Genomic DNA, 18,739 nt, shown 5'->3' on the forward strand with positions numbered 1-18,739 from the left:
CGAGAAAAACATGAAAAACAAAACAAACCGCACTCTGCTCGCGGCGCTGATTGTCAGCAGCCTGCTCTCTCCTGCCGCCATGGCTGCCTGCAACGGTACCGTTCTCGACACCTGTCCTGCCCCTTTTGATACAAAACTGCCGGACGCACATACGATGCTCACCTGGAGCCAGGCCGACCGCGTCGTGGGTTTCCGCAATGACTACCGCAACTATGCGGGCGACGTGTTCCATCACGGCAACGCCTCGCCGTTGCTGGCCGCAGAAAAACCGCTGACCGATGCCCGCTATCAGGTGAATGGCAAGACCTACGATCTTCATGATTACCTGAAACGCCAGAACGTCAGCGGCATGCTGGTATTAAAAAACGGCCACGTTGCCTATAAGTATCTGGGTGAAGGGAATACCGACAGCACGCTCTGGACCTCACGCTCTGTCGGTAAATCGGTGGTCTCTGCGCTGGTTGGGGTAGCGATTAAAGAGGGAAAAATCCACTCCCTCGACGATCTTATTACCCAATATGAACCTGATTTGAAAGGCACCGCCTGGGACGGTGTGACGCTGAGACAGCTTATTACCCACACCTCCGGCGTGGCGTGGAATGAGGACTACACGAATCCGGGATCCGATTTCGCAAAGCTGACAGAGTGCGAAGCCAAACCGGGCACCTATGACTGCGTGCGGACATTAGTAAAAGGGTTACACCGCGCACACCCTGCGGGCGAAAACTGGTCCTATTCCTCGGGCGGCGCGTGGCTGCTGGGTGACGTGCTTGAACGCGCAACCGGCATGACGCTCGCGGCGTATCTGGAGAAAAGTATCTGGCAACCCTACGGCATGGCCAGCGACGGCGTGTGGCATGCCTACAGCAAAGGCCAGCATGATGTCGGCGCCCACGGCTTTAACGCCACGCTGGAAGACTGGGGCCGCTTCGGTCAGTTCATCCTTCATAACGGCACATTGCCCGGCGGGAAGCAGATCCTGCCCGAAGGCTGGGTAAAACAGTCCTCAGACTGGACGCAGGCAAAAGGTTCGGTGTCCGCCGCGCATCCGAACGGGTTGTATGGCTATCAGTGGTGGAATAACGAAGTGCCGGTTAATGCCACCCACGTCGCGCCAAAGGTCGACAAATCACTTAAAGGGTCGCTCTGGGCGCTGGGGATCTTTGGACAGATGATTATGGTGAATCAGAAAGAGAACCTGGTTATCGTCCAGTGGTCCACCTGGCCGCAGGCGGAACCGTCCTTCAGCGCTCAGCCGCTGGAAGCATCGTTAATGTTTAGCGCAATCGCGAACGCGCTACGCTGATTTTTAGAGCCAGGCGCTGCCTGGCGTCTCCTCTGCGCGATGTCACAAAACAGCGATATCAGCAACTTAGCGAATTAGCGAATTAGCGAATTAGCGTGAATAAAAAATCACAAGATTGTTAAGTTATTGTTAGGTATGTAAATCCTGGTCAACATCCTGTCATTGATGCACAACGCGCATCAGTTCATTCACTCTTTGCGCTTATTAATTTCCGTTTCCTGATCCAGTTTTCAAAAACAGACGAGCATAACGTCACGATAAAAACTGGAGATAATCATGGTTTCCTCAACCTCACCTGCAACGGTCCGTGCGAAAGCGGGCGCGATTTTTCGCGTCACCTCGGGCAACTTTCTTGAGCAATTCGACTTCTTTCTGTTCGGCTTTTATGCCACCTACATCGCGCATACGTTCTTCCCGGCGAGCAGTGAATTTGCCTCGCTGATGATGACCTTTGCCGTCTTTGGCGCGGGCTTTTTGATGCGTCCGATCGGCGCTATTGTGCTCGGCGCTTACATCGATAAAGTGGGTCGTCGTAAAGGGCTGATTGTCACCTTGTCGATCATGGCTGCCGGAACATTCCTGATTGTGCTTATTCCGTCGTATCAGAGCATTGGGCTGTGGGCACCGCTGCTGGTGCTGACGGGCCGTTTGCTGCAGGGCTTTTCCGCCGGTGCGGAGCTTGGCGGCGTCTCGGTCTATCTGGCAGAAATCGCCACGCCGGGCCGCAAAGGTTTTTACACCAGCTGGCAGTCCGGCAGCCAGCAGGTTGCCATTATGGTCGCCGCGGCGATGGGCTTTGCCCTGAATGCCCTGATGGAGGAGAGCGCCATTCGCGAGTGGGGCTGGCGCATCCCGTTTCTGTTTGGCTGTTTAATCGTGCCGTTCATCTTTTTCCTGCGTCGTAAGCTGGAGGAGACCGAAGCGTTCAACGCACGGCGCAATCATCTGGCGATGCGCCAGGTTTTCAAAACGCTGCTGACAAACTGGCAGGTTGTGGTCGCAGGTATGCTGATGGTGGCGATGACCACTACCGCGTTCTACCTGATCACCGTTTACGCGCCAACCTTCGGCAAAAAAGTGCTGATGCTGAGCGCGTCGGACAGCCTGCTTGTCACGCTGCTGGTGGCCGTCTCTAACTTCATCTGGCTGCCGATAGGTGGAGCCCTCTCGGACCGCTTCGGGCGTAAACCGGTGCTGGTTGTCATGACGCTGCTGGCGCTCGCCACCAGCTACCCGGCACTGACGATGCTGGCGGCGGCCCCCAGCTTCTCCATGATGCTGAGCGTCCTGCTGTGGCTCTCTTTCCTCTACGGCCTGTATAACGGCGCGATGATCCCGGCGCTGACGGAAATCATGCCTGCTGAAGTCCGCGTGGCGGGGTTCTCGCTGGCTTATAGCCTGGCTACCGCCGTCTTTGGCGGTTTCACCCCGGTGATGTCCACCGCGCTGATTGAATACACGGGTGACAAAGCCTCACCGGGATACTGGATGAGCTTTGCGGCGGTCTGCGCGTTGCTCGCAACGCTCTACCTCTACCGTCACCGCGCGGCATCACTGCAAAACACCGTTAAGTCACAGGGGGCCGCATGAAACGTACGTCTCGCTCTACCGCCATCGCGCTAACGGCGATGTTCCTGAGCGTCAATGCCTGCGCAGAGGACGTGAAGGTCATGATTTCGGGCGGATTCAAGGCCGCCCTGGAAAAGCTGGCCCCGGAGTATGAACGCCGGACCGGGGATAACATTGTGATCATCCCCGGTCCCTCAATGGGCACTACGCCGCAGGCAATCCCAAACCGGCTCGCGCGCGGAGAGAAAGCCGACGTGGTGATTATGGTGGGCAATGCACTGGCGAAGCTTGAACAGGCCCGTCTGACCCGGCCGGGTACGCGGACTGAACTCGCGGACTCTCCCATCGGCATGGTCGTGAAAAAAGGTGCGGATATCCCTGATATCAGCAGCGAGAAGACGCTGCGTAATACCCTGCTGCAGGCTCGCTCCATCGCCTACTCAGACAGCGCCAGCGGCAGGTATGTCAGCGAAGAATTGTTTAAAAAGCTGGGGATTGAAAAGGAGGTGACGAGCAAAGCGACAAAAGTCGAGCGCATTCCGGTCGCATCAGAAGTGGCGAAAGGAAAATACGCCGTCGGGTTCCAGCAGGTCAGCGAGCTGCTGCCGATTCAGGGCGTCACCTTTATCGGTAAAATCCCGGATAATTTGCAATACATCACGCGCTTCGCTGGCGCGGTCACCCGTGACGCGGAACATCCCGCGGAGGGAAAAGCGCTGCTGAACTATCTCGCCTCACCGCCCTCAAGGGAAGTCATCCGCGAGACGGGGATGATCCCCGTTACGTCCGGCGATACTGCTCGGTGATCTGTTTTTCAAGCTCAGCCGCAATATAGGACTGGATGCGCCCCCGGCGTCGGATAAGCCCCACGGTACGCTTCACCTCAGGCGCCACCAGCGGCAAAGGGGTCAGCAGCGTGTGCTCTGACGTCGGCATCGACATGGCGGGAACGGCAGCAACGCCGATCCCCGCCTCTACCATACCGAGCATCGTGGTGACATGACGCGTTTCGCAGACGCTGGGACGCTCGGGAATGATATCCCCCAGCAGGCGATCGAGCAGGTTGCGATTGCCGGACGTTTTATCGAGAGAGATGTAATCCTGCTGAAAAAATGCCTGCCACGTCAGCTGGCTCTTCTGCGCCAGCGGGTGATCCTTTCTGCATGCTGCAACATACACATCCTCCACCAGCGGGAAGAATTCGATTTCAGACGACAAGTTTCCTGCGAAGCAAATACCAAAATCCGCCTGGCTTCGGGCCACGGCGTCCATCACGTTGCCCGCGCTGCTGTCGATGAGCTTAATGCGAACGCGCGGATAGCGAGACTGAAAGCGACGGATCACATCGGGCATAAAGTAACAGGCTGCGGAAGGTACCGTGGCCACCGTGATCAGCCCCGTCCGCTCTTCGCTGGCTTTATCGACATCAGCCAGCATTGACTCTACGTTATCGAGCAGCTGCGCGGAGCGTTCCGCAAAGTTTTGCCCGTATAACGTCAGCGAGACGCGGCGGGTGGTTCGGTCAAAGAGTCGGTTCCCCAGCGCGGCTTCCAGCTTTTCAATCCTGCGGCTCAGCGCTGACTGGGACAGGCAGATAGATTCAGCGGCGACACGGAAGTTACCGTATTCCACTAACGCTCTAAAGGCATAGAGATCGTTGAGGTCAAAATTCACGGGCATAGTATCTGGCGGTCCTGTCAGGGAATACGTTACAAAGTCCAAAATAATAACGGCTTATTAACCTGCCGCAACCGGCGCGGTGTCGGAATGCCGTTCAAAGGTCGTTGAGATTGAGACGAATGTGTCCGGCGCGCTCAGCAATAGCGTGCCGTTCCTCTTCCGTCATATCCGCGAGTTGTTTAAAGACAATGCCCAGCCGGGGATTGTGACCGAGACGTGCCTGGTTACGCTCAAAGAAATCCCAGTAAAGCGCATTGAAGGGACACGCCAGCTCGCCGGTGCGTTGATTGTGTTGATACCGACATCCCTGACAGTAGTTACTCATCTTATGGATGTAAGACGCGCTTGAAACATAAGGCTTACTGGCCAGTAAACCGCCATCGCCAAACTGGCTCATGCCGAGAGTATTGGGCAATTCTACCCACTCAAACGCATCAATATAAACGCCCAGATACCATTCATGTACCGCCTGCGGCGAGAGACCGCCGAGCAGGCTAAAATTCCCGATAATCATCAGGCGCTGGATATGGTGGGCGTAAGCCTCAGTGAGCGACTGTCCAATGGCGTGCGCCAGGCAGCGCATTTGCGTCTTGCCCGTCCAGAACCACTCCGGCAGCGGGGTGTGCTGCTCTAACGCATTCATCTCCCGATAACCCGGCATTTGCGACCAGTAGATCCCGCGCACATACTCCCGCCAGCCAAGAATTTGCCGGATGAACCCTTCGACAGCAGGCAACGGCGCATCACCCGAGCGCCATGCCTGCTCGGCGGCGGCAACCACTTCCCGGGGATTGAGCATTTTAGTGTTCAGCGCAAATGAAATTAAAGAGTGGAAAAGAAAAGGTTCTTCCGTGTGCATTGCATCCTGCCAGTTACCAAACTGGGGCAGGACGTGCGAAATAAACGCATCCAGCCGGGCTTTAGCTTCAGCGCGGTCGACTGGCCAGCGAAAAGTGTTGGCCCGCGGTTCGCCAAAGGTGCGTACGCCGCAGCGTTGGATCTCTTCCCATAATGCTGAGCGATCGTGGCAGATGCGAGAGTCATCCGGAGCAGGCGGTTCACCGGACCAGCGCTTGCGGTTTTCAGCATCGAAATTCCATTTCCCCCCTTCTGGCTCGCCTTCCGGAGTCAACAGCACGCCATGCTGACGACGCATTTCCCGGTAAAAATATTCCATTCGCCAGCTTTTACGCGATGCAAAGAACGCGCTCACCTGCTCCCGGGAGGTGAAAAAATGCTCGCTGCTGACGCAGGTCGTTTCGACGGTCGCCGTTTTCGCCCACGCCTGCAACTGCGCATCAAGGCGCCATTCATCGGGCTCCTGCCACATCACCCTGCCAGCATGGTAATGTGCGATAAGCGCGTTGAGATTATCTTCCAGCGCGCCGCGATTTGAACCCTCAGAGAGCCGGACATACCTTACCCGATGCCCCTTCTCTTTTAACTCAGCGGCAAACGCGCGCATGGCTGCGAAGATAGCGATGATTTTCTGAGCATGATGAAGGACATACGCGGTTTCTGCCCGCAGTTCCAGCATCACGTAAATGACATTCGCGCTGCAGGTATCAAACCAGCTGTGATGTGGATTGAGCTGATCGCCCAGAATCAGGCGTAGTTCGGTCAACGGTGGCTCCTGCGACAGCGCTCAGAACAGAATTTGACCTCATCCCAGCATTTCGCCCACTTCTTGCGCCACGTCATGGGCCGCTGGCAGTGCAAACACGCTCGACTGGGCAGGTTCTGCTTGTTACCTTTGAAATCACTCATCTTTTCAATACCGGACTGATTTATTCACTCGGGCTGCGGATAAAGGCTACGACAGACATCACAAAATGAAGGTGATGCCTGCAAAGCGCTACCTACTGCTCTGTACGAAATGATAGTTTATTTAGGCTGGAAGTGTAGAAATAAGCCATTTTCTGGCATCTTAACTGAACCTGACTTTCCCATTTTTGTTCAAGTGACGAGTTTGCGAGCAAAGCGATGATTAAGTGGCCCTGGAAAACGAATGAGGCTGGCCGGGATATGGCGCTGCCGTGGGATGACGCGCTGGCGATCCCTGTTCTGGCGAATCTCCAGCCGGACGAACAGTCAAAACTGGTTCAGCTGGCGGATCGTTTTTTGCAGCAAAAACGCCTGGTTCCTCTGCAGGGCTTCGAGCTGGATCCCCTGAAAAACGCGCGTATCGCCCTGCTTTTCTGCCTGCCGGTGCTTGAACTGGGTATCGAGTGGCTGGACGGCTTCCACGAAGTGCTGATCTACCCGGCGCCCTTCATCGTCGACGATGAGTGGGAGGATGACATCGGCCTGGTACACAACCAGCGGGTGGTACAGTCCGGACAAAGCTGGCAGCAAGGGCCGATTATCCTGAACTGGCTCGACATTCAGGACTCGTTCGACGCGTCAGGCTTTAATCTGATTATTCATGAAGTCGCGCATAAGCTGGATACCCGCAACGGCGACCGCGCCAGCGGCGTTCCGCTGATCCCGCTGCGTGAAGTCGCAGGATGGGAGCACGATCTGCATGCGGCGATGGATAACATCCAGGACGAGATCGATCTCGTGGGCGAAAGTGCCGCCAGCATTGATGCCTACGCGGCGACCGATCCCGCAGAGTGCTTCGCGGTGCTTTCAGAGTACTTCTTCAGCGCCCCCGAACTCTTCGCCCCGCGTTTCCCGGCGCTATGGCAGCGTTTTACCCAGTTTTATCAGCAGGATCCGCTTAAGCGTCTGCGTCAAAATGAGGCGGTCGGCCCTTCCCCTCACCAGGTACATTAATTTTTTTCGACAGGGGTGCGCCCGGTTAACCGTACCCCGATGCTCAGTACGAGAAACAGCACCGCCATTCCCCCTGCCGCCATCGTTAAATACTGCTCACCGAAAAAGCGCGTGACGACGGGCACCAGCAGCGCGCTGATGCCGTAGCCTAACGTATGGCTGGTGGCGATCGCGCCCGCGCCTTTCCCCGTGGTCAGCCGATCGTTCAACAGTAGCTGATAGCCCGGTGTAGCCATCGCCGCGCCGAGCGAGGTGACAGCAATTCCCACGTAGAACAGCGCCAGCCCGGCAATACACATCAACCCAAGTCCTGCCACCATCAATACCGCCGCCATACAGAGCAACGTCAGCGGGCTGAAGTGCTGCGGGCGAACAATCAAAAATTGCGCCGCGAGCGTGGCCAGCGCGGCCAGGCTCAGCAGGAGCGCAACATGGTGGCTGATCTCACGGGCGTTGCCCTCCAGCAAGGGGCTGAGATGCGGCGTGAGGCCAAGCTGCATCAGGCTCACCAGCGCCGCCAGCAGCATCGCCAGCAGCAGGAACGGCAGCATAGAGACCTGCAGACGGGTCGCCTGATGCGCCACCGGCGGCAGCGGAGGGTCGGCCACTTCTCGCAGCACCAGCAGCAGAGCGATAAACGGCGCAATCGCCATGAGCCAGAGCGGTGCCACCGGGTTAATGCTGAGCATCATTGCTGCCAGCGGTGGTCCAAGCAGACGGCCGCAGCTCAGGCCGGAGCTGATGGTGGCCAGCGCCGCCATGCGTTTGTCCAGCCCCGCACGCTGAATAGCCCAGGTCTGGGCGGCAGGCACCATCCCCGACACGGTTAAACCGTAGAGCAGGCGCGAAAAGATCAACCCCGCCAGCCCCCAGGTGCTCTGGAGCAACCCGGCCGCCATTGCCCAGACCACCACGGCCATCACGGCGAAGCTGGCAAGATAGCCGCTGAGCGAGGCCACCATCACGACCTTACAGCCGCGTCGCTCGCTCTGACGCCCCCACCAGGGCGATGCCGGTAAAAAAAGCATGGAGCCGAACATTAACAGCCCGGCCCAGACCGAGAGCGACAGCCCGGTCAGGTTCACCAGCTGCGGGAGCATGACCAGTAAACCGTTCTGCCCGATGCCCAATAAACCTGCACAGAGTGCCAGCGGCCAGTTGGCTTTAGAGGTGACGTTTTCAGTCAGCGTTTCTGAATTAGCGCGCATGAGAATGTGAACATAGTGTCAATAAATGTGTGGAAATCATGAAGTTTATGAAAACAAATATTGCAAAAATGGTTGCGAGTGTAAATAGAATGAATATCATAACGAGAATTATTATCAATCATGGAATGAGGTACATCTATGCGTACTCTGCCCCGCTCCGCCGGTACAGACGTTGCGGCCCAGTGTTTTTTAAACGCCCTGCTGCGCGAAACGACGGACTGGCGCTATCTCCCCGCAGCCGCTGCGGATGAGCTGGCGCATATTCATATCCCGCTTTCTCCCGCTCAGGCCCTGCGGGTTCCGGTACGCTATTTCTCCCCCACCCAGCACCATCAGTACTGTTTCCCGGCAACGCTTATCCAGAGCGATAGCGACTGCGGTGACGCCGTCACATATACCCAACTTGTTGATTTACTTCTTGAAAAACCATCAGTAAAAGGCGTTCTTGATGCCGATACGCTGGCGCGTTTTAAGCAACGCGTGCTGGAAAGTCATGCGCATACCTGGCAGGCGATCGACCTGCGCCACAGCTGGTCCACGCTGCGTGATAAACCGCTGACGTTTGCTGAAGCGGAACAGGCGCTGCTGGTCGGCCACGCATTTCACCCGGCACCGAAGTCGCACGAGCCATTCAACGAAACCGAAGCGCGACGCTATCTGCCTGATTTTGCCTCCCGTTTCCCGCTGCGCTGGTTTGCCGTTGAGAGCACGCGCATTGCCGGTGACAGCCTGAACGTCTCCCTGCGCGAACGTCTGCTGCGCTTCGCCGCCCAGAGCGCGCCTGAGCTGCTCGGCCACTTCACCGACACGCGCTGGCTGTTGCCTATGCACCCATGGCAGGCAGAGCATCTGCTGGGTCAGGCCTGGTGCCAGCGTCTGGTGGAAAACGGTTCATTGCAGGATCTGGGCGAAGCGGGCGCACAGTGGCTGCCCACCAGCTCGTCCCGCTCGCTGTACAGCGAAACCAACAGCGACATGATTAAATTCTCCCTCAGCGTGCGCCTGACCAATTCCGTGCGCACGCTGTCGGTGAAAGAAGTTAAGCGCGGGATGCGCCTGGCGCGCCTGGCGAAAACGGAACGCTGGCAAACGCTTCAGGCACGCTACCCGACGATGCGCGTGATGCAGGAAGACGGCTGGGCGGGGCTGCGTGACGAAAACGGCGTGGTGCAGGAAGAGAGCCTGATGGCCCTGCGCGTCAATCTGCTGTTTGACACGCCGGACACGCAGACCAACGTGCTGGTCAGCCTGACCCAGGCCGCCCCGGATGGCGGTGACAGCCTGCTGGCTGCGGCAGTGCGTCGTCTGAGCCAGCGTCTGGATTTACCCCTCGCTCAGGCCGCACGCTGCTGGCTGGACGCCTATTGCGACCGCGTGTTACTTCCCCTGTTCAGCGCCGAGGCGGACTACGGCCTGGTGCTGCTCGCCCACCAGCAAAATATCCTGGTTGAGATGCAGCAGGATTTCCCCGTCGGGCTTATCTACCGTGACTGCCAGGGCAGCGCCTGGACCGAAGGAGCCGACGGGTGGCTGAAAGAGGCGGGTGAAACTGACGTGGAAAACCGCTTCGGTGAGAGCCAACTGCTGCGCTACTTCCCTTACTATCTGCTGCTGAACTCCACCCTTGCGGTGACTGCCGCCCTTGCCGCCGCCGGTTTCGACAGTGAAGAGCGCCTGATGGCGCGCGTGCGTGACGCGCTGGTCGCGCTGCGCCGTACGGCGAAGCAGACCCGCTGCCTTGACTACGTGCTGGACAGTCCGACCTGGAACTGCAAAGGCAACTTCTTCTGTTATCTGCACGATCGCAACGAAAACACCATCGCCGATCCGGCGGTGATCTATTTCGACTTTAGCAACCCGTTCTACAAGGAGAAGGCGTAATGGCCATCGCGAATATCGTCCATTCTGGCTTCGGCTTTCGCTGCACCGCAACGGATACCGTGCTGCCGCTGACGTTAGGTCTCGACGGCAGCGCGGTGCTGGAGCGTCTCGAGGCTATCCCGGCGGGCTGGCTGGTGGAAGCGCTGGATCAGCTGTTTGTCGCCGCCCCCACGCTGACCGGCATTACGCTGCCGTGGGCAACCTGGCAGGATGAACCTCAGGCAAAGGCGCTGTTTAGCCTGGCCCACGGGGATTACCTGGCGCGTGAAACCTTCTGGCAATTGCCGCTCTGGCTGAAAGGTGAACGACCGCAGGCGAGCAACGGTATGCAGTTTGATGAGAGCCGTCAGCTGTACTTCCCGCAGCGCCCTCGCCGCCCGCAGGGTGAGGTGTATCGCCGTTACGATCCGCAAATTAAACGCACGCTGAGCTTCCGCGTGGCCGACGTGGCGCTGGATGGCGAACGATTCACGCAATGGATGAACAACCCGCGCGTGAACGCCTTCTGGGAGATGGCCGGCCCGCAGGCCGAACAGGAAAACTACCTGCGCCGTCAGCTTGACTCGACCTACTGCTACCCGGTTATCGGCTGCTTCGACGACCAGCCGTTCGGCTACTTTGAACTCTACTGGGCACCTGAAGACCGCATTGGCCGCCACTACCGCTGGCAGCCGTTCGACCGCGGGCTGCATATGCTGGTGGGCGAAGAGCGCTGGCGCGGCGCGCAGTACATCCGCAGCTGGCTGCGCGGTCTGAGCCACTACCTGTATCTGGATGAACCGCGCACGACGCGCATTGTGGCCGAGCCGCGCTTCGACAACCAACGCCTGTTCCGCCACCTGGCGTCCGCCGGTTTCGACACCGCAAAAGAGTTCGACTTCCCGCACAAGCGCTCGCGCCTGATCGTGAGCGAGCGTCACCGCTTCTTCCATGAGGTGGAACTGTGAACGCGCTCTGGCAGAAAGTAAACCGCGAGATGGTGGCGAAGATCCTCGCCGAGCTGGAATACGAACGTACCCTGCGCGCTGAGCCGGTTTCATCGGACGGCTGGCGCATCACCATGGGCACGGAGTCCTGGCAGTTTCGCGCCACGCGCGGGATCTGGGGCTGGCTGCATATCGATCCTGATACCCTGACCACCGCCAGCGGCGCCGCCGTGGAAGCGGAAAGCGCGCTGCTGCAGCTGGCGACCGTGCTGGAGATGAGCGACGCGCAAACGGCGGAGCATATGGAAGATCTTTACGCCACGCTGCGCGGTGATATTCAGCTGCTCCAGGCGCGTGAAGCGCTGGATGCCGACGCGCTGATCCACCTCGACCCGGATGAATTACAGTGTCTGATGAGCGGTCATCCTAAGTTTATTTTCAACAAAGGCCGCCGCGGATGGGGGCTGGATGCCCTGCATCAGTACGCACCTGAGTATCGCGGACGTTTTCGTCTGCACTGGGTTGCCGTTCAGCGTGAACACCTGGTCTGGAGCAGCGACGCCGATTGCGACATTCAGAATCTGCTTGCCAGTACCATGGACAACGCCGAGCGCGTCCGGTTTGAGCATCGCTGGCAGGCGCTGGGGCTCGACGAAAGCTGGCTGCCCGTGCCGCTACACCCGTGGCAGTGGCAACAGAAAATTGCCATTCACTTCCTGGCGCAGCTGGCGCGCGGTGAGATGGTGGAGCTGGGCGAATTTGGCGATGAGTATCTGGCGCAGCAGTCTCTGCGCACGCTCACCAACGCCAGCCGTCGCGCGCCGTTTGACATCAAGCTGCCGCTGACCATCTATAACACCTCCTGCTATCGCGGCATTCCGGGCAAATACATTGCCGCCGGGCCGCTGGCCTCACGCTGGCTGCAGCAGCAGTTCGCCTCTGACGCCACGCTGATTCGCTGCGGCGCGCAGGTACTGGGTGAACCCGCCGCCGGATATCTGTCGCATCCGGGCTATGCCGCATTACCGAAAGCGCCCTACCGCTATCAGGAGATGCTGGGGGTGATCTGGCGCGAGAATCCGTCCTGTTATTTAGAGGACGGTGAACAGGCGGTGCTGATGGCGGCGCTGATGGAAACCGATAACGCCGGGCGTCCGCTGATCGACGCGTGGATTAAACGCTCGGGGCTAAGCGCCGACGCGTGGCTGGAAAAGCTGTTTGAGGCAACGGTGATCCCGTTCTATCACCTGCTCTGCCGCTATGGCGTGGCGCTGATCGCCCACGGCCAGAACGTGACGCTGGTGATGAAAAACTACGTGCCGCAGCGCATCCTGCTGAAGGATTTCCAGGGTGATATGCGTCTGGTGGACGAAGATTTCCCGCAGGCGCAGAGCCTGCCGGCGCAGGTGAAGGACGTTACGGCACGTCTGAGCGCGGATTACATCATCCACGACCTGCAAACCGGCAACTTTGTAACGGTGCTGCGCTTTATCTCGCGTCTCACCCTGCAATGCGGCGTGAGCGAAATCCGTTTCTATCAAGTCCTGGCGGGGGTATTGCGCCGGTATATGGCTGCGCACCCCGAGCTTGCGGAACGTTTCGCGATGTTCGACCTGTTTAAGCCGCAAATTATTCGCGTGATCCTCAACCCGGTCAAACTGACCTTCTCCGAGCATGACGGCGGCAGCCGCATGCTGCCGAACTACGTTACCGACCTTGATAACCCTCTTTTTCTGGCCTCCCGGGAGTCAGCGCAATGAAAACCTATGATTTCATCGGCATTGGTATTGGCCCGTTTAACCTCAGCATCGCCGCCCTGGCAGAAGGGCTGGACGGTTTTAGCTCGCTGTTCCTTGAGCGCAAGCCGCACTTCTCATGGCACCCGGGGATGATGGTGCCGGACTGCCACATGCAGACCAGCTTCCTGAAGGATCTGGTCAGCGCCGTAGAGCCCACCAACCGCCACAGCTTTCTGAACTACCTGGTGCAGCGTAAAAAGTTCTACCGCTTCCTGACCACCGAACAGCGCACGGTGTCTCGCGAAGAGTTTGCCGATTACCTGTGCTGGGCGGCAGAAAACCTCACCAACCTCACCTTCAGCCAGCAGGTGCAGCAGGTGAGCTTTGATGAGACACGCGGTCTGTTTGAGGTGATGACCCAGCGGGATCGGTTCCTTGCCCGCCACGTCTGCGTGGGGATTGGCAAACAGATTAACCTCCCGGATTGCGTGACGGTGCAGGACGACACATGTTTCCACGCCAGCGAGATGATGCTGCGCACGCCAAATTTAGCGGGCAAGCGCGTGACCGTCGTCGGTGGCGGCCAGAGCGGTGCCGACCTGTTCTTAAATATCTTCCGCGGGGAATGGGGCCAGCCGCTAAGCCTGAACTGGGTGTCGCGCCGTAACAATTATAACGCGCTGGATGAAGCCGCCTTCGCCAACGAGTACTTCACGCCGGAGTATGTGGACAGCTTCTCCACGCTCGGCGAAGAGGCCCGTCGTCAGATGCTGCACGAGCAGAAGATGACCTCTGACGGCATTACCACCGAGTCCCTGCTGGCAATTTACCGCGCCATGTATCACCGCTTTGAGGTGCTGCGTGAAAAACCGTGGGCGCACCTTTTGCCGTCCCGCTCGGTGACGTCACTGGCGCGTCAGGAAAACGGTCAGCGTCTGAGCATACAGCATCATCTCGACGGCGGTCGCGAACAGCTGGATACCGACGTGGTGATCTTTGCCACCGGTTACCGCGCCGTGCAGCCTGCGTTCCTTGCCCCGCTGTCTCACCGCCTGCATCTGGATGCGGATGAAGCCTTCTGCATCAACAACGATTTCACCCTCGAATGGGACGGCCCGCAGAGCAACCGCCTGTTTGCCGTCAATGCCGGGATGCACCGTCTCGGCATTGCTGAACCCCAGCTCAGCCTGATGGCCTGGCGTGCCGCACGCATTCTTAACCGCGCGCATCCTGACGAGCCATTTGAGCTGGCTACCACACCCGGCGTTATCCACTGGCGCACCACCGCCAGCCAGGACAGCAGCCCGGTTTTTAACGCGTTAGAGAAAACGACCGAGTACTGACACACACAATCAGGATCAACATAACAATGAAACGTTCTCATCTTTGGGTTTTAAATCCTTGCTTGCTTGCAATGCTTTCTACCTCTGCGTGGGCGGAAGAACAAAAGGAAGAAAATATCGTGGTCTCCGCCAGCCGTGCACACCGCAGCGTGGCCGAGATGGCGCAGACCACGTGGGTTATTGAACGGTCTGAAATTGAGCAGCAGGTTCAGGGCGGAAAGGAGATTAAAGAAGTCCTAGCGCAGCTGATCCCGGGCATGGACGTCAGCAGCCAGGGGCGTACCAACTACGGTATGAACCTGCGCGGCCGCTCGATGATGGTGATGGTGGACGGCGTGCGCCTGAACTCCTCCCGCAGCGACAGCCGCCAGCTCGACTCCATCGATCCGTTCAACATTGACCGTATCGAAGTGATCTCCGGCGCCACGTCCCTCTACGGCGGCGGCAGCACCGGCGGCCTGGTGAACATCGTCACCAAAAAAGGCCAGCCTGAGACCGAAGTTGAGTTCCAGACCGGAGCAAAAAGCGGCTTTAACAGCCACAACGACCACGATGAGAACGTGTCGGCGGCGGTCAGCGGCGGCAACGACAACGCCTCGGGTCGTCTGTCGGTGTCGTATCAGCGTTACGGCGGCTGGTATGACGGCAACGGCGACGAGGTGATCATTGATAACACCCAGACCGGCTTACAGTATTCCGACCGTATTGATGTGATGGGGACCGGCACCCTCAACATTGATGAACACCAGCAGCTTCAGCTCACGACGCAGTACTATAAGAGCGAGTCCGACGGCAAGCATGGCCTGTACCTCGGGAAAAACTTCTCGGCGGTCACGGGCGATGCGACTGCCTATAACAAAGGTAATCTCGATTCTGACCGTATACCGGGTACCGAGCGTCATCTGATTAACCTGCAATACTCCAATACCGACTTCTGGGGCCAGGATCTGGTTGCGCAGATTTACTATCGTGACGAAAGCCTGACCTACTACCCCTTCCCGACCCTGACCAAAGGCGTCGTGAGCAGCATCGGTGCGTCGCAGCAGAAAACCGATTTTTACGGCGGCAAGCTGACGCTGAACAGCAAACCGGTGGATGATTTAACCCTGACCTGGGGTGTGGATGCCGACCATGAAACCTTCGATGCCAATCAGCAGTTCTTTGATCTGAGCAAAGCAGCGGCGAGCGGCGGCATGGAGCTTGATAATGCCTATAACGTGGGCCGCTACCCGGGTTACAGCATTACCAACCTCGCCCCGTTCCTGCAGGCCAGCTACGACATTGACGCCATCACCCTGAGCGGCGGCGTGCGCTACCAGTACACCGAAAACAAGGTGGACGATTTTGTGGGTTACGCCCAGCAGCAGGCCATTGCAACCGGGAAAGCCACCTCCGCAGACGCGGTGCCGGGCGGGAAAACCGATTACAACAACTACCTGTTTAACGCCGGGATCCTCGGTCGTCTGACCGAACAGCAGCAGCTGTGGTTTAACTTCTCCCAGGGCTTTGAAATCCCGGATCTGGCGAAGTACTACGGTTCCGGGACTTATCAGCTCAGCAACGGTCACTATCGCCTGCTGAACAGCGTGAACGTGAACGACTCGACGCTCGATGGCATCAAGGTCAACGCTTACGAACTGGGCTGGCGCTACACCGGCGATAACCTGCGTACCCAGGTCGCGGCGTACTACTCGCTCTCGGACAAAACGATCACCATCAACAAGACGGACATGACCATCAACCTCGAAGACGACAAGCGTCGTATCTACGGGATTGAAGGCCAGGTGGACTATTTCTTCACCGACAGCGACTGGAGCACGGGCGCGAACTTTAACGCCATTAAGTCTGAAACCCGCGAAAACGGTAAATGGGAGAAGCTGACGGTAGACAGCGCCAGCCCGTCAAAAGCCAGCGCATGGGTCAACTGGGCGCCGGGCGACTGGACCCTGCGCGTGCAGAGCACGCAGACCTTTGACGTGTCAGATGCGGACGGCAAGAAGATCGATGGCTATAACACGGTCGACTTCCTGGGCAGCTACGCCCTGCCGGTGGGTAAAGTGAGCTTCAGCGTGGAAAACGTGCTGGACAAAGACTACACCACCGCCTGGGGTCAGCGCGCGCCGGGGCTGTATAGCCCAACCTACGGTGCACCAGGTCTGTATACCTATAAAGGCCGTGGCCGTACGTTTGGTCTGAACTACTCCGTACTGTTCTAATCCTGCGCGCCGCCTGCGGGCGGCGCAATTTGCTGCGTAATTTCAGCGCGAATTTGCTATAAAATCAGCGATTTGCTGAAATTGTCGGCAAACGAACGAAAAGTACGTTTTCCCCCTTTGACAAGACGAACTGAGGTCGCTACTATGCGCCTCGTTCACACGATTCCTCTGTAGTTCAGTCGGTAGAACGGCGGACTGTTAATCCGTATGTCACTGGTTCGAGTCCAGTCAGAGGAGCCAAATTTGAAAAGCCTGCTTTTAGAGCAGGCTTTTTGCTTTTCTGCGTCTCAGATGTTAATTCAGAATCGCATCCAGCCTGGCAAGCACCTCATTCACCACAGCGTCTGGTATGCGTTCCAGCCGCTTGCCGCTCCGGGCAGCCATATCAATGGTTCTGGGCTGGTCGCAGCGAATAGCGCCCATCGTTTTTGTTCCCGCACCGTCCAGGGAGACGGTAAAACCGGCTGTACGTGCAAAGTTTCCACCGCTGGTGATGGGAACAACAACGGGTAACCGGGTCAGCTTGTTAAAAGATGCCTTCGATACGATAAGCACCGGACGTTTTCCGCTTTGTTCATGTCCAGCTGTAGGATCCAGTGAGACGAGCCAAATTTCCCCTCTGTCCATTTACAGGATCTCCTTGCCCACCACAGGCGCATCAATCCATTCCCGACCCTCGTCGCTCATTTCGGCGTGCGGATCGCACTGTGCAAGCAGTTCCTCAAGCGAATAACGGGGCCGTTTCTGGGGTTCAATAATCAGGCAGCCATTATTTATGGTCATGCCGACTTCGCTGTCCGTTGACAACCCAAGCGTTTTCAGCACGGCGGGAGGAACCGCCAGCATGACGGATCCGCCAACCTTTTTCAGGCGAGTGGTATACATAGAGCACCTCCGAATATTATATTTTAATATAACATCTGAGGCAGCCGATGCACAATTATTCATCAGATTCATTGCGATTTCCTTAGCGTAATAATGCGAGAAGAAAGCATTAATCCATCGAAGGATGGATCCGACAGTTTTCAAAGGCGGCATTGCCGGTAAAACGGCGACCCTCCTGATACATCAGTCGCTTCTTTCAGGTCATGAAGCATTTCATGCAGGCGGTAGCTTAATTCGTGGTAAGAAGGCCGATAATAGAAAACTGTTTTTGCGATTCAAAGGATTATGACGGATCAGATAAACGAAATGCGGCGCAGCTTCCGTATATGGGCTGCGCCGTAGGGACATCAGAGATAGCGTGAAGGCCAGATTTTTTCAGGCGCAACATCTAACGCTCCAGCAATCAATCTTTCGCCTTTAGGCCAGCGGCGGGTAAGCGCATTTGCCAGCGTGGAGGATGCCAGCCCCGCCTGACGCGAAAGCGCTGACAGCGAAATGCCACGTTTTTTCAGCCCGGCGATGATGTCGGCAGGATGCCAGTCAGGCTGCGTCATACTTTGACCTCCACACCGTCGATAAACTTCATGCCACCGGCAGTACGCAACCAACGCGGGGCTTTCATTTTCGCTGCGAAGTAATTAATCAGGTCGTACAGCAGCCAGCAAAGGTGCTTCTCCGTTTCAGAGGCAAATCCCAGCCCCGACAGGGTTTGCGTGATAGCAAGGCAGTAACTACAAAGCTCCGTACATTCAGGCTCAAAACGGGGAGTGGTCGCAGGAAGCGTGTCAACGGTCAGGCTTTCAACCAGATGGGGAGGAACTGGCTCTAACAGTGTGGGTTACAGCAGCGTCAGACAGGTGTTGATTCTCCCGCAAAGCGCCATTTTCAACGAGGGATCGTTGCTTTCAATCAGGGTTTCGACAAAGGTTTCGTAGTGACTGGTGTGTATGGTGAAATCCGTGGTGGCATTAAAGGGAACAACAAGTGACGGGTGTGTCTGAGTGAGGAGTATAGCCATAAGGCAACCTCCGGTATGTGAATTTAAATTCCACCACCGAAGAGACCAATCTTACGGATGGTGAACTGAACGGAGTTGGTCTTACCGGTCATACCTACACCGATGCACCTTGCGATACCCCCCCAGCCGCCAATAGAGATGTAGCCGAACGCACGACATAAAAAAAGTGCGAATGCGCCATTATGTCGCA

General features: G+C 57.5%; 16 protein-coding genes, 1 tRNA gene and 1 pseudogene. 10 read left to right on the forward strand and 8 right to left on the reverse strand.

What is annotated here, in order from left to right; all coding sequences use genetic code 11:
- The first annotated feature begins 10 nt into the window (after window positions 1-10).
- The 3 genes from BFV64_RS14375 (at window position 11) to BFV64_RS14385 (ending at window position 3,681) form a co-directional block, all read left to right on the forward strand.
- Complete coding sequence (locus tag BFV64_RS14375; RefSeq protein WP_069602213.1) at window positions 11-1,306, forward strand: serine hydrolase domain-containing protein; 1,296 nt, start codon at window positions 11-13, stop codon at window positions 1,304-1,306.
- A 276-nt stretch (window positions 1,307-1,582) separates the two neighbouring features.
- A complete protein-coding gene (gene tcuC / locus BFV64_RS14380) occupies window positions 1,583-2,896 on the forward strand; it encodes an MFS transporter (protein WP_045281551.1) in 1,314 nt (437 codons plus the stop codon).
- The gene (locus BFV64_RS14385; protein ID WP_045281552.1) at window positions 2,893-3,681 is read left to right on the forward strand and encodes a substrate-binding domain-containing protein; all 789 of its coding nucleotides are present in this window, start codon (window positions 2,893-2,895) and stop codon (window positions 3,679-3,681) included. Before tcuC ends, BFV64_RS14385 begins: the two co-directional genes overlap by 4 nt.
- Here BFV64_RS14385 and psrA read toward each other — a convergent pair.
- The 3 genes from psrA to BFV64_RS24375 all read right to left on the reverse strand — a co-directional run bounded on the left by psrA (window position 3,656) and on the right by BFV64_RS24375 (window position 6,322).
- Window positions 3,656-4,555 (reverse strand): L-proline-binding transcription factor PsrA, encoded by a 900-nt coding sequence (psrA, locus tag BFV64_RS14390; protein WP_045281553.1) that lies wholly within the window; start codon window positions 4,553-4,555, stop codon window positions 3,656-3,658. The genes BFV64_RS14385 and psrA overlap by 26 nt on opposite strands.
- Before the next feature lie 94 nt (window positions 4,556-4,649).
- On the reverse strand, window positions 4,650-6,179 hold the full coding sequence (locus BFV64_RS14395; protein WP_108444076.1) for a cryptochrome/photolyase family protein: 1,530 nt from the start codon (window positions 6,177-6,179) through the stop codon (window positions 4,650-4,652).
- Entirely contained in the window at window positions 6,176-6,322 is a 147-nt protein-coding gene (locus tag BFV64_RS24375) for a DUF2256 domain-containing protein (RefSeq protein WP_071890883.1), read from the reverse strand. The genes BFV64_RS14395 and BFV64_RS24375 overlap by 4 nt, the downstream gene beginning before the upstream one ends.
- Before the next feature lie 216 nt (window positions 6,323-6,538).
- Between BFV64_RS24375 and mtfA the strand changes: the two genes are divergently transcribed.
- Window positions 6,539-7,333: a DgsA anti-repressor MtfA gene (gene mtfA, locus BFV64_RS14400; RefSeq protein WP_014884426.1), complete on the forward strand. Its 795-nt coding sequence runs from the start codon at window positions 6,539-6,541 to the stop codon at window positions 7,331-7,333.
- Here the strand turns inward: mtfA and BFV64_RS14405 are convergent.
- Window positions 7,330-8,541 carry an MFS transporter gene (locus BFV64_RS14405; protein ID WP_045281555.1) on the reverse strand — a complete coding sequence of 404 codons (1,212 nt, stop codon included), beginning with the start codon at window positions 8,539-8,541 and terminating at the stop codon, window positions 7,330-7,332. The genes mtfA and BFV64_RS14405 overlap by 4 nt on opposite strands.
- Before the next feature lie 138 nt (window positions 8,542-8,679).
- Here BFV64_RS14405 and BFV64_RS14410 point away from each other — a divergent pair, with 138 nt between their 5' ends.
- From BFV64_RS14410 to BFV64_RS14435, 6 genes are all read left to right on the forward strand, one after another.
- Window positions 8,680-10,422, forward strand: coding sequence for an IucA/IucC family protein (locus BFV64_RS14410; protein WP_023338509.1), 1,743 nt, complete (start codon window positions 8,680-8,682; stop codon window positions 10,420-10,422).
- Window positions 10,422-11,369, forward strand: coding sequence for a GNAT family N-acetyltransferase (locus tag BFV64_RS14415; RefSeq protein WP_063614371.1), 948 nt, complete (start codon window positions 10,422-10,424; stop codon window positions 11,367-11,369). Before BFV64_RS14410 ends, BFV64_RS14415 begins: the two co-directional genes overlap by 1 nt.
- Complete coding sequence (gene iucC, locus BFV64_RS14420; RefSeq protein WP_045281558.1) at window positions 11,366-13,108, forward strand: IucA/IucC family protein; 1,743 nt, start codon at window positions 11,366-11,368, stop codon at window positions 13,106-13,108. The genes BFV64_RS14415 and iucC overlap by 4 nt, the downstream gene beginning before the upstream one ends.
- Window positions 13,105-14,430 carry a lysine N(6)-hydroxylase/L-ornithine N(5)-oxygenase family protein gene (locus BFV64_RS14425; protein ID WP_045281559.1) on the forward strand — a complete coding sequence of 442 codons (1,326 nt, stop codon included), beginning with the start codon at window positions 13,105-13,107 and terminating at the stop codon, window positions 14,428-14,430. The genes iucC and BFV64_RS14425 overlap by 4 nt, the downstream gene beginning before the upstream one ends.
- 26 nt (window positions 14,431-14,456) lie before the next feature.
- Window positions 14,457-16,646, forward strand: coding sequence for a TonB-dependent siderophore receptor (locus BFV64_RS14430; protein WP_063614372.1), 2,190 nt, complete (start codon window positions 14,457-14,459; stop codon window positions 16,644-16,646).
- Window positions 16,647-16,810: 164 nt separating this feature from the next.
- Window positions 16,811-16,886: transfer RNA gene (locus BFV64_RS14435), tRNA-Asn, on the forward strand.
- Between the two features lie 54 nt (window positions 16,887-16,940).
- Here the strand turns inward: BFV64_RS14435 and BFV64_RS14440 are convergent.
- The 4 genes and pseudogenes from BFV64_RS14440 to BFV64_RS14455 all read right to left on the reverse strand — a co-directional run bounded on the left by BFV64_RS14440 (window position 16,941) and on the right by BFV64_RS14455 (window position 18,549).
- Window positions 16,941-17,273: a type II toxin-antitoxin system PemK/MazF family toxin gene (locus tag BFV64_RS14440; protein ID WP_045134957.1), complete on the reverse strand. Its 333-nt coding sequence runs from the start codon at window positions 17,271-17,273 to the stop codon at window positions 16,941-16,943.
- Window positions 17,274-17,531: an AbrB/MazE/SpoVT family DNA-binding domain-containing protein gene (locus BFV64_RS14445; RefSeq protein WP_045134956.1), complete on the reverse strand. Its 258-nt coding sequence runs from the start codon at window positions 17,529-17,531 to the stop codon at window positions 17,274-17,276.
- Between the two features lie 347 nt (window positions 17,532-17,878).
- Entirely contained in the window at window positions 17,879-18,085 is a 207-nt protein-coding gene (locus BFV64_RS14450; protein WP_045134955.1) for a helix-turn-helix domain-containing protein, read from the reverse strand.
- Window positions 18,082-18,549 (reverse strand): annotated as a pseudogene (locus BFV64_RS14455) (hypothetical protein). The gene BFV64_RS14450 and the pseudogene BFV64_RS14455 overlap by 4 nt, the downstream one beginning before the upstream one ends.
- Between the last annotated feature and the right edge of the window lie 190 nt (window positions 18,550-18,739).

Origin of the sequence: Enterobacter kobei (genome assembly GCF_001729765.1) — a bacterium.
GTDB lineage: Bacteria > Pseudomonadota > Gammaproteobacteria > Enterobacterales > Enterobacteriaceae > Enterobacter > Enterobacter kobei.